This window comes from Humibacillus xanthopallidus (assembly GCF_006717145.1).
GTDB lineage: Bacteria > Actinomycetota > Actinomycetes > Actinomycetales > Dermatophilaceae > Humibacillus > Humibacillus xanthopallidus.
The window spans coordinates 807,023-828,652 of sequence record NZ_VFQF01000001.1 but is presented as its reverse complement, the minus strand read 5'-3'; the positions used below and the strand labels follow the sequence as shown (position 1 = coordinate 828,652).

The 21,630-nt window shown below is 71.3% G+C and carries 17 protein-coding genes; 7 read left to right on the top strand and 10 right to left on the bottom strand.

Annotated features, from left to right (window positions below):
• Positions 1-35 precede the first annotated feature (35 nt).
• From FHX52_RS03720 to FHX52_RS03700, 5 genes are all read left to right on the top strand, one after another.
• Positions 36-620 (top strand): DUF3000 domain-containing protein, encoded by a 585-nt coding sequence (locus FHX52_RS03720; protein ID WP_141820026.1) that lies wholly within the window; start codon positions 36-38, stop codon positions 618-620.
• A 53-nt stretch (positions 621-673) separates the two neighbouring features.
• Entirely contained in the window at positions 674-1,888 is a 1,215-nt protein-coding gene (locus FHX52_RS03715) for an HRDC domain-containing protein (protein ID WP_246069598.1), read from the top strand.
• A gap of 316 nt (positions 1,889-2,204) precedes the next feature.
• Positions 2,205-3,449 (top strand): thiolase family protein, encoded by a 1,245-nt coding sequence (locus tag FHX52_RS03710; protein ID WP_141820024.1) that lies wholly within the window; start codon positions 2,205-2,207, stop codon positions 3,447-3,449.
• Positions 3,446-5,578 (top strand): 3-hydroxyacyl-CoA dehydrogenase NAD-binding domain-containing protein, encoded by a 2,133-nt coding sequence (locus FHX52_RS03705; RefSeq protein ID WP_141820023.1) that lies wholly within the window; start codon positions 3,446-3,448, stop codon positions 5,576-5,578. Before FHX52_RS03710 ends, FHX52_RS03705 begins: the two co-directional genes overlap by 4 nt.
• A 161-nt stretch (positions 5,579-5,739) precedes the next feature.
• Positions 5,740-7,269, top strand: coding sequence for a helix-turn-helix domain-containing protein (locus FHX52_RS03700; protein WP_141820021.1), 1,530 nt, complete (start codon positions 5,740-5,742; stop codon positions 7,267-7,269).
• A 32-nt stretch (positions 7,270-7,301) separates the two neighbouring features.
• On the opposite strand, the gene FHX52_RS03695 is transcribed toward FHX52_RS03700, so the two are convergent.
• The 5 genes from FHX52_RS03695 to FHX52_RS03675 form a co-directional block, all read right to left on the bottom strand.
• Positions 7,302-8,243: a hypothetical protein gene (locus tag FHX52_RS03695; protein ID WP_141820019.1), complete on the bottom strand. Its 942-nt coding sequence runs from the start codon at positions 8,241-8,243 to the stop codon at positions 7,302-7,304.
• 103 nt (positions 8,244-8,346) lie between these two features.
• Positions 8,347-9,072, bottom strand: coding sequence for a hypothetical protein (locus FHX52_RS03690; protein ID WP_141820017.1), 726 nt, complete (start codon positions 9,070-9,072; stop codon positions 8,347-8,349).
• Between the two features lie 69 nt (positions 9,073-9,141).
• On the bottom strand, positions 9,142-9,762 hold the full coding sequence (locus FHX52_RS03685; protein WP_141820015.1) for a hypothetical protein: 621 nt from the start codon (positions 9,760-9,762) through the stop codon (positions 9,142-9,144).
• 156 nt (positions 9,763-9,918) lie between these two features.
• Complete coding sequence (locus FHX52_RS03680) at positions 9,919-11,064, bottom strand: NAD(P)/FAD-dependent oxidoreductase (protein ID WP_141820013.1); 1,146 nt, start codon at positions 11,062-11,064, stop codon at positions 9,919-9,921.
• Between the two features lie 9 nt (positions 11,065-11,073).
• The gene (locus FHX52_RS03675) at positions 11,074-14,091 is read right to left on the bottom strand and encodes a LodA/GoxA family CTQ-dependent oxidase (RefSeq protein WP_141820011.1); all 3,018 of its coding nucleotides are present in this window, start codon (positions 14,089-14,091) and stop codon (positions 11,074-11,076) included.
• A gap of 243 nt (positions 14,092-14,334) precedes the next feature.
• Between FHX52_RS03675 and FHX52_RS03670 the strand changes: the two genes are divergently transcribed.
• Both FHX52_RS03670 and FHX52_RS03665 read left to right on the top strand, forming a co-directional pair.
• Complete coding sequence (locus FHX52_RS03670) at positions 14,335-15,168, top strand: 3-hydroxybutyrate dehydrogenase (protein ID WP_141820009.1); 834 nt, start codon at positions 14,335-14,337, stop codon at positions 15,166-15,168.
• 48 nt (positions 15,169-15,216) lie between these two features.
• Positions 15,217-17,097 carry a helix-turn-helix domain-containing protein gene (locus FHX52_RS03665; protein WP_246069597.1) on the top strand — a complete coding sequence of 627 codons (1,881 nt, stop codon included), beginning with the start codon at positions 15,217-15,219 and terminating at the stop codon, positions 17,095-17,097.
• A 147-nt stretch (positions 17,098-17,244) separates the two neighbouring features.
• Here FHX52_RS03665 and FHX52_RS03660 read toward each other — a convergent pair whose 3' ends face one another.
• The 5 genes from FHX52_RS03660 to FHX52_RS03640 are packed head-to-tail and all read right to left on the bottom strand — an operon-like array spanning position 17,245 to position 21,629.
• Positions 17,245-18,168, bottom strand: a complete 924-nt coding sequence (locus FHX52_RS03660; RefSeq protein ID WP_141820007.1) for an alpha/beta hydrolase — start codon at positions 18,166-18,168, stop codon at positions 17,245-17,247.
• Positions 18,165-19,289, bottom strand: coding sequence for a branched-chain amino acid ABC transporter permease (locus FHX52_RS03655; protein ID WP_141820005.1), 1,125 nt, complete (start codon positions 19,287-19,289; stop codon positions 18,165-18,167). Before FHX52_RS03655 ends, FHX52_RS03660 begins: the two co-directional genes overlap by 4 nt.
• Positions 19,286-20,170: a branched-chain amino acid ABC transporter permease gene (locus tag FHX52_RS03650; protein WP_141820004.1), complete on the bottom strand. Its 885-nt coding sequence runs from the start codon at positions 20,168-20,170 to the stop codon at positions 19,286-19,288. The genes FHX52_RS03655 and FHX52_RS03650 overlap by 4 nt, the downstream gene beginning before the upstream one ends.
• Complete coding sequence (locus tag FHX52_RS03645) at positions 20,167-20,898, bottom strand: ABC transporter ATP-binding protein (protein ID WP_141820002.1); 732 nt, start codon at positions 20,896-20,898, stop codon at positions 20,167-20,169. Before FHX52_RS03645 ends, FHX52_RS03650 begins: the two co-directional genes overlap by 4 nt.
• Complete coding sequence (locus FHX52_RS03640) at positions 20,895-21,629, bottom strand: ABC transporter ATP-binding protein (RefSeq protein WP_141820000.1); 735 nt, start codon at positions 21,627-21,629, stop codon at positions 20,895-20,897. The genes FHX52_RS03645 and FHX52_RS03640 overlap by 4 nt, the downstream gene beginning before the upstream one ends.
• Between the last annotated feature and the right edge of the window lies 1 nt (position 21,630).

The following is a 21,630-nucleotide window of genomic DNA, read 5'->3' as shown; positions in this document are numbered from 1 at the left end:
GGACAGATGCCGTCCGGGCGGCATACCCTCGGGTAGTGCACACGAGAACGTTGCCGGGCAACCACGGCGCGGTCTTCGCGAGGACGCTCTCAGCCCTCCGCGACGTCCGGGTGCGCTCCGAGGTGCGCTTGACCGAGGTCCCCGCGCCCACCCGCATCGCCCCGTATGCCGCTGCCCTCACCGCGGATGTCATCGACGTCAGCGACCCGGAGGCCGACCTCGCGACCGGGCGCTTCGTCGTGCTGCACGACCCGAGCGCGCCCGAGACGTGGGACGGTCAGTGGCGCATCGTGACCTTCGCGCGGGCCGAGCTCGAGCCGGAGCTCGCAGGCGACCCGATGCTCGGCGCGGTCGGCTGGTCGTGGCTCACCGAGTCGGTCAGCTCGCGCGACCTCACGTGGACCGCCGAGGCCGGCACCGTGACCCGCGTCGTCAGCGAGAGCTTCGCCGGGCTCGCCGACCGCGAGGCGAGTGTCGAGATGGAGATCCGTGCCTCGTGGACGCCCGTCGAGGGCGACGTGGTCGACCACCTGCGCGCCTGGGCCGACATGCTCTGCACCATCGCCGGCATCCCTCCCCTGCCCGACGGCGTCGTCCCCCTGCCGGGGCAGCGGCGGTGACTGCTCTGCAGGATCCTCCCGAGCCCGACCCTGCGGGCGCCGGGGAGGAGGCGGTGACACTCACCCCGCTCACGGTGCCCCGTGACGGCGTGCCCGACGTCGTCGTCGACGAGCGGGTGCTTTCGCGAGCCGCCGACGACATCGCGCGCGGCACCGGTCCGGTCGCCATCGACGCCGAGCGCGCCTCCGGCTACCGCTACGGGCAGCGCGCCTACCTCGTGCAGCTGCGCCGCGAGGGCTCGGGCACGTGGCTCATCGACCCCATGGCCGTGCCCGACCTCTCCCCCATCGGCGAGGCCCTCGGCGACGCCGAGTGGATCCTGCACGCGGCCACCCAGGACCTGCCGTGCCTCACCGAGGTCGGCCTGCGCCCGAAGGCGCTCTTCGACACCGAGCTGGGCGGCCGCCTCGCGGGGCTGCCCCGGGTCGGCCTCGGCGCCATGGTCGAGAACTACCTCGGCCTCTCGCTCGCCAAGGAGCACTCGGCCGTCGACTGGTCGGCGCGCCCGCTCCCCGAGCCCTGGCTGCTGTATGCCGCCCTCGACGTCGAGGTGCTCGGTGACCTTCGTGACGCGGTGGCGGCCGACCTCGAGTCGCAGGGCAAGGCCGGCTGGGCGGCGGAGGAGTTCGAGCACCTGCTCTCCTTCTCGGGGCCCGAGCCGCGCACCGACCCGTGGCGCCGCACGTCAGGCATGCACAAGGTGCGCGGCCGACGCGGCATCGGGATCGTGCGCGCCCTCTGGGAGTGGCGCGACGGGCTGGCCCAGGAGCTCGACGTCTCCCCCGGTCGTGTGCTGCCCGACGCCGCGATCAGCGAGATCGCGATCGCGCACCAGCGTGCGACGACCGCTCCGCGACGCATCACGGTGACCGAGCCGCGGCTGTCTCGGTCGGTGCGCCGCCACCAGGAGGCGATCGTCGAGGTCGTCGCGGCGGCGCTCGCGCTGCCGGAGGACGACCTGCCGGTCGTGTCTCTGCCACCCTCGGGGCCACCGCCGCCCAAGGCCTGGGCCGACCGCGACCCCGTGGCCGCGGCCCGGCTCGCGCGGGCGCGCGAGCTGCTCATCGCCGTCTCGGCCGAGCTCGCGGTGCCGGTCGAGAACCTCCTCACCCCCGACCTGCTGCGCCGCTACCTCTGGGAGGGCCCGCCCGCGCCGACGACCGACGAGGTCGCTGCGTCGCTGCGCGAGCTCGGGGCCCGCCAGTGGCAGACGACGATCACGGCGCCGCTCATCTCTCTCGCCTGCACCGAGCACCCCGGCACCTGACCGCTCCACCCCCAATCGAGAGAGCACTTCGTCGGCTTGCCTCGATGGCCCTGGGCAATCGAAAGAGCAGTTCGTCGGCTTACTTCTCGGCCTGGGGCAATCGAAAGAGCAGTTCGTCGCCCCTTCAACTCCCCGCTCGGGCCGCTCGACGGCGACGAACTGCTCTTTCGATTGGGGATGAGCCGCGTGAGGATGCTCACCCGAGGGGTCGTTGGTTCGGAAGTTACCGAGAAGTAGGATCGGGAGCGGTGGCCAGCACGGCCATGCCCGCCGGCAGTGACGTCGGCCCGGGCTCCCCAGCGATCCAGGAGGCATCGTGCCCCGCGCACTCAATGAGGTCGTCTTCGTCGACGGCGTCCGCACGCCCTTCGGCAAGGCGGGCGAGAAGGGCATGTACGCCCAGACCCGCGCCGACGACCTCGTCATCCGGTGCATCCGCGAGCTGCTCCACCGCAACCCGGCCCTGCCCAAGGACCGCGTCGAGGAGGTCGCCATCGCGGCGACGACCCAGATCGGCGACCAGGGCCTGACCCTCGGGCGCACGGCCGCGCTCCTGTCCGGTCTGCCCAACACGACGCCGGGATACTCCATCGACCGGATGTGTGCCGGCGCGATGACCGCCGTGACCAACACGGCGAGCTCGATCGCCTTCGGCGCCTACGACATCGCCATCGCCGGCGGGGTGGAGCACATGGGTCGCCACCCCATGGGTGAGGGCGTCGACCCCAACCCTCGCATCCTCTCCGAGCGCATCGTCGACCCCGACGCCCTCGTCATGGGCAAGACGGCCGAGAACCTCCACGACCGGTTCCCCCAGCTGACGAAGGAGCGCGCCGACGCCTTCGCCGTCGGCAGCCAGGACAAGCTCGCCAAGGCCTATGCGAACGGCCAGATCCAGCGCGACCTCGTCACCGTCGCGACGCGGCACGCGGAGCTCGGCTGGGGCCTCGCGACCGCCGACGAGCCGCCGCGCCCCGGCACGACGCTCGAGGAGCTCGCCGCCCTCAAGACGCCCTTCCGCGCCCACGGCAACGTGACCGCGGGCAACGCCGCCGGCCTCAACGACGGCGCCACCGCCTGCCTGCTCGCCTCGGAGCAGGCAGCCACCGACCTCGGCCTGACGGTGCGCATGCGTCTTGTCTCCTACTCCTTCGTCGGCGTCGAGCCCGAGGTCATGGGGGTCGGCCCGGTGCCGGCCACCGAGAAGGCCCTCGCCAAGGCCGGCCTCTCGATCGAGGACATCGGCCTCTTCGAGCTCAACGAGGCCTTCGCCGTGCAGGTGCTCGCCTTCCTCGACCACTTCGGCATCGCCGACGACGACCCTCGCGTCAACGAGTACGGCGGAGCCATCGCCACCGGCCACCCGCTCGCCAGCTCGGGCGTGCGGCTCATGACCCAGCTCGCCCGCCAGTTCGAGGAGCACCCCGAGGTGCGCTACGGCCTGACCGCGATGTGCATCGGCATCGGCATGGGTGGAGCCGTCATCTGGGAAAACCCGCACCACGCGGACTACTCCCCCACCGCCATCGCCGCTGCGACCACCGAGGAGTCCGACAAGTGAGCGCCACCACGACCGAGAAGCCCACCACCGCAACGGATTTCGCGAGCGAGGTCGTGACCCGCACGCCCGTCCGCGACGTCGCTCTGCCGGGTGGAGCGGGCACTCTCGCCCTCATCACGCTCGACAACGGCTTCGACCACACCAAGCCGAACACCTTCGGCCCCCAGTCGATCTCGGGCCTCGCAGCGACGATCGAAGGCCTGCGCGAGCGGGCCGAGGCCGGCGAGATCGATGCTGTCGCCGTGACTGGCAAGCCCTTCATCTTCGCCGTCGGCGCCGACCTCACGGGGGTGCCGTTCATCGGCTCGCGCGACCAGGCGCTCGAGATCGCGCGGGCCGGCCACGCGGCATACGCCGCCTTCTCCGACCTGCCGGTGCCGACGTTCGCGTTCGTCAACGGTGCCGCCATGGGCGGCGGCGTCGAGCTGGCGCTCTCCGCCACCTACCGCACGATGAGCGCCGGTGTGCCGGCGATCGCGCTCCCCGAGGTCTTCCTCGGTCTCGTGCCGGGCTGGGGCGGCTGCTGGATGCTGCCCAACCTCGTCGGCATCGACAAGGCGTTGACCGTCATCATCGAGAACCCGCTCAGCCAGAACCGGATGCTCAAGGGCATCGACGCCTACAAGCTCGGCATGGCCGACGCGCTCCTCGCGCCCGCCGACTTCCTCGAGGAGTCGATCGCCTGGGCTGCCAAGGTGATTCGCGGCGAGGTCGTCGTCGAGCGTCCCGAGGTCGACCGCGACGAGTCGGCGTGGAACGCCGCCATCGCCAAGGCGAAGGGGCTTGCCGACGTCAAGACCGGCCGTCAGGCGAAGAGCCCGTATGCCGCCCTCGACCTCCTCGCGGCCGCGCGCACCGCGACCCGTGAGGAGGGTTTCGCCGCCGAGGACGCGGTGCTCGCCGACCTGCTGATGAGCGACGAGCTGCGGGCCGGGCTCTATGCCTTCGACCTCGTGACGAAGCGCGCCAGGCGCCCGGCCGGAGCGCCGGACCAGGCCCTCTCCCGCCCGGTGACCAAGGTCGGCATCGTCGGCGCGGGACTCATGGCGAGCCAGCTCGCGCTGCTCTTCATCCAGCGCCTCCAGGTGCCGGTCGTGCTCACGGACATCGACGACGAGCGGGTAACCAAGGGCGTCGGCTACGTCCACGCCGAGCTCGACAAGCTCGCGGGCAAGGGTCGCCTCAACCCCGACAGGCTCAACCGCTACAAGGCGCTCGTCACCGGGTCGACGAGCAAGGACGGCTTCGCCGACGCCGACTTCGTCATCGAGGCCGTCTTCGAGGAGATGTCGGTCAAGCAGCAGGTCTTCGCCGAGGTCGAGGCCGTCGTGTCGGCGGAGTGCGTGCTCGCGACGAACACCTCGAGCCTGTCGATCGCCGAGATGGCCTCGAAGCTCGACCACCCCGAGCGCGTCGTCGGCTTCCACTTCTTCAACCCGGTCGCCGTCATGCCGCTGCTCGAGATCATCCCGGGCGAGCGCACCGACGACGCCACTCTCGCAACGGCGTTCGCCGTCGGCAAGGCATTGAAGAAGACGTGCATCCGCGCGGCCGACCGGCCGTCGTTCATCGTCAACCGGCTCCTCGGCCGCTTCATGGGCGAGGCGGCGAAGATCCTCGACGAGGGAACGCCGATCGAGGTCGTCGACCGGGCCTTCGCCGGGCTGGCGCCGATGCCGCCCTTCGTCCTCATCGGGCTCGTCGGGCCGGCCATCGCGCTGCACAACGGCGAGACGCTCGTCAAGGCGTTCCCGGACCGCTTCTACGCCTCCCCGACGCTCCAGCGGATCGTCGCGGCCGGCAAGCGCGGCTTCTACGACCTCAGCTCGGGCCGACCCGTGCTCGACCCCGAGGTCGCAGAGCTCATCGAGAAGCCGGCCGAGCCGGTCGTGCTCGAGCCGGCCCAGGTGCGCGAGCGGGTGCTCACGGTCCTCGCCGACGAGACTCGTCGCATGCTCGACGAGGGCGTCGCACAGGCTCCGATGGACGTCGACCTCGCGATGATGACGGGGGCAGGCTTCCAGATGTGGAACGGCGGCATCACCCCGCTGCTCGACCGCACGGGAGTTGCCGAGCACGTGACCGGCTCGCGCTTCCTGCCGCAGGGCGTCGCCAACGTGCGCCGCTGAGCGGCTCCCTCACAACCCCTCCACGGGCCCGCCCCGGGTGCGATGGCACCCGGGGCGTCAGCCTGGCGGCACCCCGGTGCGGGAGGGCGGCATACCCCGTTTGGATGGGTTTGACACCCCGCCGACTTGCCATAACTCATATATGAGTTAATCTCGACGGCGTGACCCAGACCTATCTCACCCGGATCGGCGGACTCATCCGCGACGCCCGACGCCACAAGGGGATGACGCAGAGCGAGCTCGCCGAGCTGCTCGGCACCTCCCAGGGCGCCGTGACGCGCATCGAGCAGGGCAAGCAGAACCTCAGCCTCGACATGCTCGCCAAGATCGGCGACGCCCTCGACTCCGAGTTCGTCTCGCTCGGCCACTCCGGCCCCCAGCACCTGCGCATCGTCGGTGGCCAGAAGCTCAGCGGCTCGATCGACGTCAAGACGAGCAAGAACGCCGCCGTCGCCCTGCTCTGCGCCTCGCTGCTCAACCGCGGCCGCACGACGCTGCGCAGCCTCGCCCGCATCGAGGAGGTCAACCGCATCCTCGAGGTGCTCGCCTCGATCGGCGTGCGCACCCGCTGGCTGCCCGGCACGAGCGACCTCGAGATCATCCCGCCCGAGACGCTCGACCTCGAGCACATCGACGTGGCCGCCGCCCGCCGCACCCGCACGGTCATCATGTTCCTCGGCCCGCTGCTCCACTCGCACGAGAGCTTCCAGCTGCCGTATGCCGGTGGCTGCGACCTCGGCACCCGCACCGTCGAGCCCCACCTGTCGGCGCTGCGCGCCTTCGGGCTCGAGGTGACCGCGACACACGGCTTCTACGAGGCGAAATCGGACCGCTCGGTCAACCCGGAGCGCGCCATCATCCTCACCGAGCGCGGCGACACCGTGACCGAGAACGTCCTCATGGCCGCGGCTCGTCACGCCGGCACCACGGTCATCCGCAACGCCAGCCCCAACTACATGGTGCAGGACCTCTGCTTCTTCCTCGAGAAGCTCGGCGTGCGCATCGAGGGCATCGGCACGACGACGCTGACGGTCCACGGTCTGGCCGACATCGACGTCGACGTCGAGTACTTCCCCAGCGAGGACCCCATCGAGGCGATGAGCCTGCTCGCCGCCGCCGTCGTCACCGACAGCTCGATCACGATCCGCCGCGTGCCCATCGAGTTCATCGAGATCGAGCTCGCGACCCTCGACGGCATGGGGATGAAGTACAACCTCACGCAGGAGTACGTCTCGGGCAACGGCAAGACGCGCCTCGTCGACATCACGACGATCCCCGGCCCGCTGCACGCGCCGACCGACAAGATCCACCCGATGCCCTTCCCCGGGCTCAACATCGACAACCTGCCGTTCTTCGCCCTCATCGGGGCGGTCGCCGAGGGCAGCACGATGATCCACGACTGGGTCTACGAGAACCGTGCGATCTACCTCACCGAGCTGACGAAGGTCGGCGCGAAGGTGCAGCTGCTCGACCCCCACCGCGTCATCGTCGAGGGGCCGACGCGCTGGCGTGCCGCCGAGGTCGTGTGCCCGCCCGCTCTGCGCCCAGGGGTCGTCGTGCTGCTCGCGATGCTCGCCGCGCCGGGCACGTCGGTGCTGCGTAACGTCTATGTCATCAACCGTGGCTACGAGGACCTCGCCGAGCGCCTCAACGCCCTTGGCGCGACGATCGAGGTCTTCCGCGACATCTGAGCTGATCGGCGAGCACCCTCTGATGCTCGTCGTCAGCGGGGAGCGCGTGCTGTCGCCAGGCCGCCTGTCCAGGGGTGACGAGGAATGGGGACCTTGCCGGTCGGCACGGCCGTGACCGGCGAGACCCCGCCCTCGCCTGCGTCACCTCCGACACCGCGCGGGTGGTCCTTGCGGTACTGGTTGACCACCTTCTGGAACTGGGTGAAGGCGGTCGAGCTGGGGTCGGCCCGGAAGTTCGTCGACGCCCAGAGGATGTTCATCAGCTCGCCCTGGACGCGTCCCTCGAACAGGTGGAACTCGTAGAGGTACTTCTTCGTCTGGCCGTTGAAGTGGTGCAGGAACATGTCGACGTCGCCGTGCTTGGCCGCGGTCACGGTGTGCCTGAAGGTCACCACGTCGTTGTCGGCGCTGCGCATCTTGAAGGTGCGGCACGCCTTGGCCTGGGCGGCGTTCTCGGCCATGACGTCCCGGGCGTCGGCCACGGTGGGGTACGACTCAGCCACCTCCTCGAACCATGCCGACTTGTTCGTCATCGACACGTAGGCGAACGACTCCGGACTGGAGGTGTGCGCGTTGAACATCGTGGCGCACGCGCGGTCGCCGGAAACGTACTCGCCCATCGACGAGATGGTGAGGCCGCCCGTCGTCGGGTACTCGCCGGCGTCGGAGTACTCGACGGTGTAGTACTTGCCCAGCGCCCTCGTGACCAGCGCGGTCTCGAGCACCGAGGACGGCACCAGGACGTCGCCCGCGACGGTCGAGGTCGGCGACGGACTGGACGGCGTGCTGGACGAGCTCGAGGGGGTGGACGGTGTCGCTGAGACTGACGCCGTCGGAGCGCTCGACGCGCTGGAGCCCGTCCACGGGTCGGCCCCGCTGCAGGCCCCCAGGCCGCCGGACAGGCCAGCCACCACCATGGCCAGGACCGCCGCCGACGTGCTCGCTCCTGCGCGTGATCGCAATGCTGTGGTCATCGCCGCCTCCTCCGGACGTCCTGCATCAGGGCCTCGAGACCGACGTTAGGGGTGCGCGTCACCGGCGAGGTAGAGGCGTTGGTCCCCCAGCCGTGCATCACCATCAGCGAGGCATGGCCTGCTGCACGACATCGGCGACGGCGCCGGATCCGCTTGGGTCACCGTGGATCTCGACCACGAGGCGGTCGCCATCGGCGCGGACGAGGCAGCCCAGATCGTCGACCGGCCCCAGTACCGTGTCCGGGTACGGGGTGCGCAATGCCTCGGTGAAGTCCGAGCACGCCTGTCTGGGCGGCCGACTCGTGGTCCACTGCGTGTGGACGGCGATGACGACCCCGCTGCTTCGCGTCTCGGGCCACGTCTGGCCCCGCTCGTAGGCCCCCGGAGGCAGTCCTGACAGGTCGACAGAGACGGTCTCGCGCTGCCATGAGTCATCAGACGGAGCTGATGCGCCACCCGGCACGCCTGCCACCGGCAGCACCGCGACGAGCGCGCCCACCACCGCGGCCGCAACGAGGGTCGAGCGCGTGTGGAGCTGACCGGCACGGTTCGCACGAACAGCGAGCAGCCCGGAAGCAAGCGGCAGCGCGAGCACCAGCAGCTCCCCGACGAGGATCAGCAGCGCTGTCTGGAGGGCCGTCGCCGGAGCACCCTCCGCCACAACGCTGACAACACCCACCCCCATCGCGGCGGCGAGGGCCCCGACACCGAGCAGGCCCGCTGCGAGGCCGACGGGCGTGAGGGCCAACAGCCATCGCGCCCGTCGCAGATCCGTGACTCCAGACTCGTGCGCCATTGGGGGCCGGGCCAATTCGGATGTCTCACTCATGCGACCAGCCTGCGCACCACGGTGGTTCCCGCACCAGAGCCCAACGTCCCACACTCCGTCGTGCCGAGTTCAGCGGCCCGACTTGACCTGCTTCTCGGTGCGCAGCCCGGCGGACTCGAGATCGTGCGCGCTGAGAGCGCCGTTCAGGGAGCCCGAGGCGCCAGCTTCACGGCTCGTCCAGAGGACGTGCAGCCTCATCATCGAGCCTCCCGTCCTCACGTGCTCGGTGTAGGACCCCTGGCTGATCGCACCCTGCCCGGACCACGTGACGTTGACATCGACCGTGGTGTCGGTGCACTCACCGACCTGCTCGCCGTTCTCGTCATAGGTGCACTGGATGGCGGGGAGGTCGGTCGCGGAGACCGAGGCACTCCCGAGACGCTTCGCGTCGACCGTGAAGGTGAACCCTGACGTCACATCAGCGCTGACTTCGGTCCGAGCACCACCCATCGTGCCGGAAGTCTTCGAGAGGTGCAGTTCGGACCCAGACCCCCACAGCGACTTGACCGCAGACACCCCGGTCGCCCAGAACTTGTCACCCGACTCCTTGAACCAGCCGGCGTCGGCGAAGGCCAGGTTCGACCTGACGTGCGTCACGGGTATGCCCGCCGCACCCGCGCTCCCGGCGGTCCCCGTGAAGGCCACCAGGCCCAGTGCCGTGGCGGCCACGACGGCCATTGCTCGTTTCATGTCGCGTCCTCTCAGTGTTGTCCCGCACAGGGCCGCGCGACGGTGCCGGGGCCCGCGTTCCTAGCCCTCCCATGACAGCGGGTATGCGGGGGGCGCATCAGTGCCGAAGGTCCCGAATGCCGCCTTCCGCCCATCCCAGCCGAATCCGCAACGGCGTCAGCAGGCCACGGACATCCGCTGGTGGCGGGCCCTCCAGAAGGGCTGGTCCGCCCAGCGGAGCTCGCTGGCGTAGATGTGGCGTGCCGTCTCGCGGTAGGCCGACCACACCGGTTCCACGGAGTGAGCAGTGACGGCGATCGCTCCTGCGTCGCCCACGAGGGCCCGCCCGACCGCGTCCGCCGAGGTGAGCCCGGTGTAGAGCGCGTGGAAGAGCCCTTGCGATGACAGCGGGTCGAAGGACATCGCGGCGTCGCCGATCGCCAGCCAGTCCGGTCCGGCGACGGTGCCCATCCGGCTCGCGCCTGAAGCGCAGACCCGCGCCGTGGTGCCCTCGTCGAGGCGGGAGTCGCGGAGCTGCTCGGACATCCCGACGGAGGCAGCAGCCCTCTGTCCCAGGGCGCCTCGGAGCGCGGCGACGTCGACGACCTCGGGGTCGGTGTGGAAGGCGAGCAGCCGCCCGTCACCCGGCACGGGCGCGGTGAACCACCACCCGTCGGCAGCGCTCTCGACGTAGGAGGTCCCCTGGGCCGTATGCCGCAGGGGCAGGAGCGTCCAGACGCAGACGAGGCGGTCGACCACCGTGCGCCGCTGTCCGACCGGGCCGAGCAGCCTCGAGCCCCGACCCGTCGCGTCGACGAGGAATCGTGCGCGCACCTCCTCCCGCGACGTCGCACCGCGCGTACCGATGTGCAGCCGCCAGGCGCCCTCGTCGTGCCCGACGACTCTCGCCCGACCCGAACGGACCACTGCACCACGGGAGCGGGCACCAGCGAGCAGCAGGTCGTCGAAGGCCGTGCGGTCGATGCTCCAGCCGGCTCCGTCGAGGTCGCGCAGGGCGTCCTGCACGAGCAGCTCCGGACTGCCCCACCGGCTGAGCCGGGCATGGCATGGCGGATGGCCCTGCGCGACGAAGCCGTCCCAGACGCCCAGCTCACGCAGCAGACGCGCAGCAGCTCCCGGCAGGGTCTCCCCCAGCCCCGGACGGGACGGCCCTCGCTCCCGGCCCGGCGTGCCACGGTCGATGACGAGCACCCGGTGCGTCGCGCCCGACCGGGTCGCCATCCGGGTCGCCAGTGACGTCGCCAATGAGGCGCCGGCCGGGCCACCGCCGACGACCACGACGTCGACCTCGAGGACGGTCATGACATCACGTCAGGTCCGCAGGCCGCCCGGGAAACGCCGCACCTTCTCGATGCCCGACACGTCGACGTCGGCAGCCGAGCGCCCGACCCGGTGGCTGGCGCCGAGCGAGCTGAGCGCAGGAGCTCCTGTCGTCGTTCCGGTCGTCGTGTCGGTGCGCGCCTCGACGGCCGCGGCGTCGTCCCCCGACTCGACGGGGATGAGCCGGTGGCTGTCCTCCACCTCGATGACGGCCGGGAAGGCACCGTCGGCCGGCCCGGGCAGCACCTCGACGACGCCGAGGTGGTCGAAGGCACGAACCATGTTGTTGATCTGGCTCGTGTAGCTGTCGGCGCCGAGCGGCTCGATCCACGCGGCCCGGTTGGCGAACGCTGCCGCTCGCTCCTCCGGGGTGCGGGACTCGTCCATGACGACTTCGTAGTTCTCGCGGGTCAGCACCTGGTTGGGCACGCGGGCCGGCCAGAAGGTGGGCACGTAGGGGTCGTAGGCCGTCGAGTAGCCGGACCGGCAGCTCGCCGTGTCGGTCTGCCACGGTACCGCCATCCAGCGCGTGATCGAGCCGGGCTCCTGTGCGCAGAGGGGCCCGTTCGGGATCGTCACCGAGTCCGAGGTGAGGACGGCGCCCATCGTCGGCGGCTCCCAGCCGGGGGCGGCGTGCGCGAAGCGGAAGGGCGAGAGGTACATCGTCGCCGTGCGCACCGGCCAGGTCATCTCGCAGCCCGGGTGGAAGGCGTCGGCAAGACAGAACTCGAGGGCGGCGCGCGTGAGCATGTCGCCCTGCTCCTCGACCGGCAGGTCGTCGACGACCCGCGGCCCACGGCGCGGCAGGGTGACCCCACCCTCGCTGCCGGGACCGCCGGGACCGCCGAGCTCGTCGACGTCGAGGTCCGCCTCGAAGCAGCCCTCCGCCCACTGCTCGAGCATCCACATCTGGGTCGCGGTCAGCGCGGCGTTCTGGCGCGGCGACGGCACGGGCGGGATGTTCATGGCATCGCCGTAGAGCCACGGCCACGGCTTGGGCGACATGCCGTCGACGTCGAAGTCGCGGAACGACCGCGCCACGGTCCGCCGCACCTCGCGATGGGCCGGCAGGGGGCTGGCGAGCCGGGCCAGGGCGTCCGCTGACGTGAGGTCGAGGGCACCGTCGAAGCCGAAGCCGGCAGCGAAGCCGGCGTTGACCCACTGGAGTCCGGCGAGCCGCTCGAAGAGGGGCAGGATGTCGTCGCGGAACGACGGGCGCGCAGGTCTGGCAAGGGTGCCCGCCTGGATGGCCACGTCGCGCATGAGGTCCCACATGGTGCGCACCGACGTGCGCTGGGGCGCGTAGTTGGGAGGCGCCACGACGACCCACGACGGGATCACCTCGAGCGGAAGGCCGTCCAGCGTCACCGTCGCCGTGACCGGCCCGTCCGAGACGTCGTCGTGCCAGCCCTCGTTGTTGGCGAAGGTGATCGCCCGACTGCCGTCGTACGAGGCCGAGCACCCGTAGCCGCCGAGGACGAGGAGCCGACCGTCATCGTCAGTGCGGATGTCGCCGAGCGGCACCGGGGTGCCCATGAAAGAGCCCCCGTCGAAGGGCACCGGACCCTCGCCCCGGCCGGAAACGGACCGGCTCCCCGGACGGATCTCGAGGCTGGACCGGTCGCTCACCGTCGGGTTGCGCAGGGTCGTCGCCGGTGCGGAGCTGGCCTCGGGGATGTCGAGCGCGAGCTGGAAGCCGAACCAGGAAGACTTCGTGTTGGCGAGCTCGACGTGCCACGTCAGCTCGACGCCGTCATCCGCCGGGGTGAGCTCTCGCACGATCGTCCCGAGCGCGTTGACCCCGTAGATCCGGAACCGGGCGGCCTGCCGCTTCAGCCGGCCCTCCGCGTCGCGGTAGGAGCCGGGCGGCAGCGGGTCGGGGTCGACGACCTCCGGGCCGATGACGAACTCGTCGGGGCTGTTGCCCACCCGCGCGACGCCGATGGCCGGGTGGATGACCGCCTGCACGATGCAGTCGTCGGCAGTCGAAGGAGGCCCGTCGGTGGCGCGAGCCACGGTGGGGTCGGTCAGCGGCTGGCCGTTGGCGGTGTGGCGCAGAGCTGCCCCCGCGGCATACACCTGCTTGCGGACGGCGGCGATCGAGGACTCGGCGACGGGCGCGTTCTCCGCGGGCACCCGCCAGATGTTGAACGAGAGGCTCTGCCCGTAGTCGCACTGGCCGCGCGCCTCGACGTCCTGGCGGTCGAGCATGAGGCGGGCGACCGGCACGTAGGGGCTGGCTTCCTCCGGCCATCGCACGGTGGCCCGGTCCAGCGGCATCGTGTCGGGGTCGGTGCGCACCTGCACCGACAGCACGAGGGCGTGCTCGCGCTCGCGCAGCCGGCGGGCGAGGTCGGTGGCAAGGTAGTCGGGGTCGTCGTCCGGGATGTTGACCGGCTCTGCCTCGGGCGCCAGACGGTACTTCACGATCGCGCCGCCGAGGGCGAAGGGCAGCACACCCCAGTAGCTCGCGGTGAGCACGCTGCTCTCCGGCTCCGTCATGTCGTCGAGGATCCGTTGCGTCTCGGGATGCGCCGCGAGGTAGCCCGGGTAGTCCTGCTGCACGACTCCTGCGTAGGTGAACTCGACCATCTCCTGCGCGTCGTCGACGAAGAAGACGTCGTGGTTCTGCAGGACGAGGTCTGCGGTGTCACCGTCCTCGCCGAGCGCCTTCGCTCCGGGGACGCCGAAGAGCTTCACACCGATGCCGAGGGTCGTGCCGAGGTCGACCGTCGTGGGGCTCGCGTCACTCGAGAACCTCACCCAGGCGTCGAGCCCGTCGTGCGCCAGGAAGCCGACCCGCCACTCCTGCGGCACGGAGTCGAGGCGCTCGAGGCGCCCATGGGCCACACCGTGCACCTTGCGGAAGACCGCGCGCTCCGCAGGGACCTGCCCGGTCGCGATGCGCCGCGCCTGCCCCATCCTCACGAACATGTCGGTGAGGCGCTCGGTCGCGGAGCCCGGGTCGTCGAAGCAGGGCGGGACCGGGTAGTCCTGGTCGTCGGTCATGGCGGATCTCCGATCGCGAGGGCGGTCCTGCGATCGTCACCCCCTCCGGGGCGGTGCGAGGTGATTTGACCAAGTCTTTGCCGACTCCCGAACAGCGCCATACGCAGGGTCTGGCGCGCAGAGGAAGCGCGCGGCAGCGGCGGCCGACGGACCGGATCGTGTCGTCGCACGCCACATGCATCCCGAGCTTTTGTGGGGGTGGGCCACACAGGGGGGCCGACGCACGCTCCCTACTGTTCCCGCATGCCCGACGCCCGCAATGACGCTCGCACCGACGCTCGCGAGGACGTGCCGCTCGACCCCGCCCGGGGTGGACCGGCCGTGAACGCCCCCATCGACCTCACCGGCCGGACCGCCCTGGTCACCGGAGCCGCGAGCGGCATCGGCGCCGCCATCGCCGTCGCCCTCGAGGCTGCGGGCGCCAAGGTGCACGCCGCCGACCGTGACGAGGCCGGGCTCGCGCGGCTGGCGGGCACGAGCTCGATCAACCCCATCGCCGCCGACCTCAGTGACCTCGAGGCCCTCGCGTCGCTGCCGACCGACGTCGACATCCTCGTCAACAACGCAGGCATCCAGCACGTCAGCCCCATCGAGGACTTCCCCCTCGAGCGCTTCGACCTCATCCTCGACCTCATGCTCGTGGCGCCCTTCCGCCTCATCCGCCAGAGCCTTCCCCACATGTATGCGCAGGGCTGGGGTCGCGTCGTCAACGTCTCCAGCGTCCACGGGCTGCGCGCCAGTGCCTTCAAGGCGGCCTACGTCACGGCCAAGCACGGCCTCGAGGGGCTGTCCAAGGTCGTCGCCCTGGAGGGGGCGCCACACGGTGTGACCTCGACGTGCATCAACCCGGCCTACGTGCGCACGGCGCTCGTCGAGAAGCAGATCGCCGACCAGGCCCGCACACACGGCATCCCCGAGGCCGAGGTGATCGCCAAGGTGATGCTCGAGCCGGTCGCGGTCAAGCGGCTCGTCGAGCCCGAGGAGGTCGCCGCCCTCGCTCTCTTCCTCTGCGGACCGGCCTCGGCGTCGGTGAGCGGCACGTCGTTCTCGATGGACGGCGCCTGGACGGCGCACTGACCCCCGCCCCAGGCCCAATCCGTGCGTCCGACTGCCTAGGATCTGCCCGTGCCCACCGACAGCGAGATCGACGCCGAGGCGGCCGAGCAGGTGATGACCCTGCTCGAGCTGCTCGCGGCCGACGCGCCGGTTGCACAGATCGCTGCTGCCCCCGCCCCCGCGGGGGCGCGTGACCTCGCCCTGCGCATCACCCAGACGCGCGAGGTGCACCAGCAGCGCGAGGCGGGGCTGGCCGCCCTGCTCGACACGGCACGCGAGCTCTCGACGGCCGACGACCCGGGCGAGGTGCTCGACGCCATCGTGCGACGCGCGCGGCGGCTGCTCTCGACCGACCTCGCCTACCTCACGCTCTACGACGCCGAGGCAGGCGACACCTTCATGCGGGCCACGGACGGCTCGGTGTCGGCCGCCTTCCAGTCGGTGCGCCTCGCCCTCGGCGCCGGTCTCGGTGGCCTCGTCGCCTCGACCCACAAGCCCTACTGGACCGCCGACTACTGGTCCGACGAGCGCTTCCGCCACACGAGCGCCATCGACGGCGCCGTCGGGGAGGAGGGGATCACCGCGATCTGCGGCACACCGCTCATCGTCGAGTCCCACTTCGTCGGTGTGCTCTTCGCCGCCAACCGGTCATCGCGACCCTTCACCCGCGAGGAGGTCGCCCTCCTCGGCAACCTCGCCACGCTGGCGGCGGTGACCCTCGTGCAGACCCGAGCCCTCGCCGACGCCGAGAACGCGCTGGCCGCACTCTCCGAGGCTCACGAAACCGTGCGGCAGTATGCCGATGGCGTCGAGAAGGCGGCAGCCGCACACGACCGCTTCGCCTCCCTCGTGCTCCACGGCGGTGGCGTCGACGACATCACCCACGCCCTCGCCGAGCTCCTCGGCGGCTGGGCCGTGCTCGTCGACGAGGCGGGTGAGCGCCGCAGCTCGGCAGGCCCCGCCCCCGAGACCGACGAGTCGGGTGGTGGCCCCTTCGGCGGTCTCGACGCCCTCCCCGGCCTCGCCTCCGGACGGCTCGTCGAGCGCGACGGCACCTACGCCGTCGCCGTCACTGCTGCCCGTGAACGCCTCGGCACGATCTATGTCGGGTCCGTCGGCGCCCTGGGTGACTCCGACCAGCGCACGCTCGAGCGCGCCGGGGTCGTCACTGCTCTCGTCATGCTCTTCGAGCGGCAGGCTGCGGATGCCCGGCAGTCGGCCCGCAACCGGCTCGTCAGCGACCTCGTCGCCGCACGAGGGTCGACCGAGGAACGCACGCAGCTCGCCACGACCGCCGGCTTCGATGCACGACGACCGTTCTGCCTGCTCGTGATTCGCGGTGACAGCCCGGCTGGCCACCGGGCGCTGCTCATCTCGGCCAGTGCCGCCGCCGGGCCCGGCGCCCTCGTCGGCTCCCACGACGGAGACGTCGTCGCACTCGTGCCCGACGACGAGAGTGACGACGCGGCCAGCCTGGCGAAGGCCGTCGCCGCCCGAATCGGCAAGCGCACGTGCGTCACCGTGGCAGGCGTCGGCCCGATCAGCGAGCTCGGTCGCATCCCCTCCGCGCACGAGGAGGGCGCCCGCACCGTCAGTGCCCTCATCGCCCTCGGCCACCGCGGCATCGGGGCTGCCGCCACCCAGCTCGGCTTCGCCGGGCTCATCGTCGGCTCGGACCCGGACGTCGACTCCTACGTCCGCCGGCTCCTCGGACCCCTGCTCGACTACGACGCCCGACGCGGCACCGACCTCGTCGGCACCCTCGCGGCCTACTTCGCTGCCGGCGGCAGCCCGCGGCACGCGGCCGGCACCCTCCACGTGCACGTCAACACCGTGTCGCAGCGCCTCGAGCGCATCTCGGCCCTGCTCGGCGAGACCTGGCAGCAGCCCGACGACGCGCTCGAGCTGCAGCTGGCCCTGCGCCTGCGGGCCCTGCAAGCCCCTCGCTGACCCACCCAGAGTCAGTCACCGTCGAGTGGCCGCAAAACCACACCAGCCCCACCACATCACAGTCGAGTGGCCGCGCTTTCCCATCCGGGTGTGAGACGGGTGAGGCGGCGCGGCCACTCGAGGAGGTGTGGGGTGGGTGATCGGGACTCAGGCTCCGAGCCGGCGGTCGATGGCGTCGACGACGGCGGCGACCCCGCCATCGCCGAGCACGATGTCGTAGTGGTTGGCGTCGACCTCGGTGAGCCGGACCTGCTCCGGCACGTCGAGGGCGGCCAGCCGTGCGGGGTCGTAGAGCCCCTGGGGTTCGTCGAACATGCCTCGGCGTGCCCACAGCAGCTCGACCGGGACCCCCTTCGCTGCGAGGTGGCGCACGGCGGCATGGGCCTGTAGACCGGCGAGCACGTCGGCGCCGTCGGCCCGCACCGCCTCCAGCACACAGGTGCTGCGCCACTGGCCGGCGCCGTCCTCGACGAGGTCGTGCTCGATGTAGCGGCGTGCGGCGTCCCCGCCCGGGCCCTGTAGCACCGGTCCGAGGGCCGGGTGCTGGGCCCAGAAGTCGAGATACGCCTGCGGGTCTGCAAAACGCATCGAGAGCCGATCCATGGCAGGGCCGATGACGGCCTGGAGCGTCGCGTCGATGTCGAGGTCCGGAGCCACCGGGAAGGCGAGACCACCGTCGACGAGCACGACCCCCGTGAAGCGGTCGGGGTGGAGATCGGCGGCGAGGGCGGCGACGAAGGCCCCCATGGAGTGACCGACGACCACAGGCGCCGCCCCGAAGACCGAGGCCATCGAGGCGAGGTCGGCCGCGTGCACCGCCAGGCCGTATGGCCCGGGCGCACTCCGGCTGTCGCCGCGGCCGCGAAGGTCGGGCGCGAGGAAGCGCACCGCTCCCGGTCCGTGCCGGCGGTCGACCTCCTCGGCGACCCGCTGCCACGACAGCCCGTTGGCCGTGATGCCGTGCGCGGCGAGCACGACGGGGGCATCGGGCCCGGCCGTGCCGACCGTCAGGTCGTGGATGGCGAGATGACCCTCCGCCAGCTCGATGACGAACGCGGACTCCGTGCTCATGACGAACCAGCCTTCCGGATCAGCCTGCCGCCCAGGCCGGTGAGGCCCGAGGGTGCGAAGTAGACGACGACGATGAAGAGCACGCCGAGGATGAACAGGGGTTGCGAGAGTACCTGCCGCACCACCTCGGGCAACGGCTCGAGCCACGCCGCTCCGCTGACCTCGACGAGCCGCGCGTCGGCGTACGCATAGAGGAACCCGCCGAGGAGGGCGCCCCACCGGCTGCCCGCGCCGCCGAGCACGACCATGACGAGCAGCGACAGGGTGAACTCCGACGTCGTCAGATGCGGGTTCGACCCGCCGAGCACGAGAGCGTGGACGATGCCACCGAGGGCTCCGAGCACCGAGGCGACGACGATGGCAAGCAGCTTGACCCGGTAGGTGCCGAGGCCGAGCACCGCGGCCCGCGACTCGTTCTCGCGCACGGCCGCCATCGCCCGGCCCGCCCGGGAGCCGATGAGCAGGGTCACGACGACCCAGGCGAGCACGACGAAGCCGAGCGCCAGCCAGTAGCGGTAGGGCGCATTGGCGACCCCGACGAGCAGGGCGGGCACGGCGTCGCGGTCGAGCACCTTGCCCTCCTCGCCGCCGGTCACGCCGCCCGGGTTGCGCATGACGATGATCGAGGCGGCCTGCGCGAAGGCGAGCGTCACCATGGCGAACGCGATGCCGCCCACGCGCAGCGCCACGGCGCCGACGACGAGCGACAGCACCGTCGAGGCGAGGAGGGCCAGGGCGATCGCCACCGGCAGTGGAAGCGCCCACGTCGAGAGCGAGATGGTCAGCAGGTAGCTGCCCGACGCGACGAAGAGCGCGTGCCCGAAGCTGAGCAGGCCCGTGCGCCCGAAGAGCACGTCGTAGGACAGGGCGATACCGGCGATGACGAGGCAGGTGGCGAGCAGCTGCATCGATCCGGGACCGTTGACCCGACCGGGCAGCAGGCCCGGCAGCTCGGCCGGCACGTAGGGCAGGTAGGCGAGCACCGCCAGCACGAGCAGCGGCACCACGACCTTCCACGGTCGTCGCCGTGGGCCGCGTGCCGCCTCCGGCTCCGCGGTATGCCGGGTGGCCGGCTCCGCGCCCTCGGGCGCCTCGGTGACGTCGCTGGCCTGGGAGGTCATGCGGTGGCTCCCTTCAGGGACGACGGCCGCAGGAGCAGCACGAGGGCGAGCAGGAGCACGACCGACAGGTCACCGACTCCGCTCGCGGCGTAGTAGTTGGCCAGCTGCTGCACGAGGCCGACGACGACCGCCGCGACCGCCGTTCCGGTCAGCGACCCCATCCCGCCGATGACGACGACGATGAAGGCGTAGATGAGCAGCGACCCGCCCTGCCCGGGCGAGACGGCCCCGGCATACTGCGAGTAGAGGACCCCGGCGAGCCCTGCCGCCGCTCCCCCGATGGCGAAGACGATGGTGAAGGTGCGCTGGACGTCGATGCCGAGGGCCTCGACCATCGTGCGGTTCTCGACGCCGGCGCGGATGACGAGACCGAGCCGCGTGTAGCGCAGCAGGGCCAGCAGTCCGGCGAGCAGCAGGAGCGCGACGGCGATGTAGACGAACCGGTCGTTGGGCAGCCGCGCGCCGAGGACCACCGTGGTGCCGCTCATCCAGGTCGGCGTCTCGACGGGACGCGGGTCGGCTCCCCAGATGCCCTGTGCCGCAGCGACTCCCGCGAGGGAGAGGCCGACGGTCACGAGGACCTGCTGGATGTGGTGGCGGTAGAGCGGCCGGATGAGCACGACCTCGACGACGAGGCCGATGACGGCCCCGACGGCGATCGCGACCACGACGCCAACGGCGAGGCGCGCCCCGACGGGCAGGGACTGCGGCAGGTCCCCCATGGTCAGCCACCCGGCATACGCGCCTGCGGTCATGAAGACCCCGTGGGCGAAGTTGAGCACGCCCATGAGTCCGTAGATGAGGCTGAGGCCGCTCGCGGCGAGGAAGTAGAGGGCGCCGAGGCCGAGGCCGGTGACGAGCAGGAGGAGCAGGTCGCTCATGCCGCCCCCTCCCGCCGCATCGCGACACCGAGAAGCTCTCGCGTCAGGGCCGGGTCGGCGACGAGCTCCGCGGCGTCGCCGCGGTGGACCACGCGGCCGGCGTCGATGACGACGACCTGGTCGGCGATGCGGCGCACGAGCGGGAGGTTCTGCTCCACGAGCAGGATCGGTGTCGTGCGGGCCACCTCCGCGAGCACGTCGGCCACCTCCGTGACGAGCTTGGGGGCCAGGCCCTTGGTCGGCTCGTCGATGAGGAGCAGGTCGTTGCGCCGCAGCAGCACCCGCGCGAGGGAGACCATCTGCTGCTGGCCCCCTGAGAGGGTGCCGGCCAGCTGGTCGCGCCGGCCGACGAGGTCGGGGAAGAGCTCGGCGACGACGGGCGCTTCGACCCCACGGTCGGGGTCGACGAGACGCAGGTTCTCGTCGACGGTCAGGCCGCCGAAGACCTCGCGGTCCTCAGGCACGTAGCCGATGCCTTCACGGACGATGCGTGAGGTGCGCTGCGTTTGGATCTCGTTGCCCCGCAATGTGATTCGACCAGAGCGGGGGGCGAGACCGATGATCGCCTTGAGGGTCGTCGTCTTGCCGACACCGTTGCGACCGAGCAGGGCGGTGACCCCCGTGGCGGGCACGTCGAAAGTGACTCCCTGGAGGATGTGGGAACCGCCGTAGTGCACGTGGAGGTCGGTGACGGAAAGGACGGCCGGCGCGGGCCGGTTGTCGTTCACAGTGCTTCTCCCAGGTAGGCGTGCTGGACGCGCTCGTCGGAGGTGACCTCGGCCGGGGCGCCGACCGCGAGCAGCTCACCGTGGTGGAGGACGGCAACGCGGTCGGCCAGCCCGAGCACAACGTGCATGTGGTGCTCCACCATCGCGACGGCCACGCCGGAGTCGCGCACCTCGCCGATGATCTCCGACAGTCCGTCGACGTCCTCCGCAGACACCCCGGCCATCGGTTCGTCGAGCAGGAGCGTCGAGGGCGCGGACGCGAGCGCCATCGCGAGCTCGAGCTTGCGACGGTCGCCATGCGAGAGGTCTCGGGCGATCGTGGCTCCGCGACCCGGCATACGGACCCGGTCGAGCAGGTCGTCGACCTGCCGGCCGGAGGCCGACCCTGCAGCCCGGAACGGGCTGAACGGGGCCGGCCCGGCGGCCTGGACGGCGAGCCTCACGTTCTCACCGGCCGTGAGGCCGTCGAAGAGCGCCGAGGTCTGGAACGAGCGGGCGAGACCCATGCGCGCCCGCGCCGTCGCGCTCGATCTCGTGACGTCTCTGTCCTGCAGAGTGATTCGCCCCGAGGTGGGTCGCGTCACCCCGCTGAGGATGTTGACGAGCGAGGACTTGCCGGCGCCGTTCGGGCCGATGATGCCGAGCAGCTCACCGGTGCCGACGGTCAGTGTGACGTCGTGCAGGATCTGGGCGCCGCCGACCTTCCAGCCGACACCGGTTGCGGTGATCACG

Excerpts from the sequence above, each read along its gene's own strand:
- FHX52_RS03670 (WP_141820009.1), top strand. The coding sequence starts at position 14,335 with ATGCCCGACGCCCGCAATGACGCTCGCACCGACGCTCGCGAGGACGTG.
- FHX52_RS03650 (WP_141820004.1), bottom strand. The coding sequence starts at position 20,170 with ATGAGCGACCTGCTCCTCCTGCTCGTCACCGGCCTCGGCCTCGGCGCC.
- FHX52_RS03690 (WP_141820017.1), bottom strand. The coding sequence starts at position 9,072 with ATGAGTGAGACATCCGAATTGGCCCGGCCCCCAATGGCGCACGAGTCT.
- FHX52_RS03680 (WP_141820013.1), bottom strand. The coding sequence starts at position 11,064 with ATGACCGTCCTCGAGGTCGACGTCGTGGTCGTCGGCGGTGGCCCGGCC.
- FHX52_RS03685 (WP_141820015.1), bottom strand. The coding sequence starts at position 9,762 with ATGAAACGAGCAATGGCCGTCGTGGCCGCCACGGCACTGGGCCTGGTG.
- FHX52_RS03675 (WP_141820011.1), bottom strand. The coding sequence starts at position 14,091 with ATGACCGACGACCAGGACTACCCGGTCCCGCCCTGCTTCGACGACCCG.
- FHX52_RS03660 (WP_141820007.1), bottom strand. The coding sequence starts at position 18,168 with ATGAGCACGGAGTCCGCGTTCGTCATCGAGCTGGCGGAGGGTCATCTC.
- FHX52_RS03695 (WP_141820019.1), bottom strand. The coding sequence starts at position 8,243 with ATGACCACAGCATTGCGATCACGCGCAGGAGCGAGCACGTCGGCGGCG.
- FHX52_RS03655 (WP_141820005.1), bottom strand. The coding sequence starts at position 19,289 with ATGACCTCCCAGGCCAGCGACGTCACCGAGGCGCCCGAGGGCGCGGAG.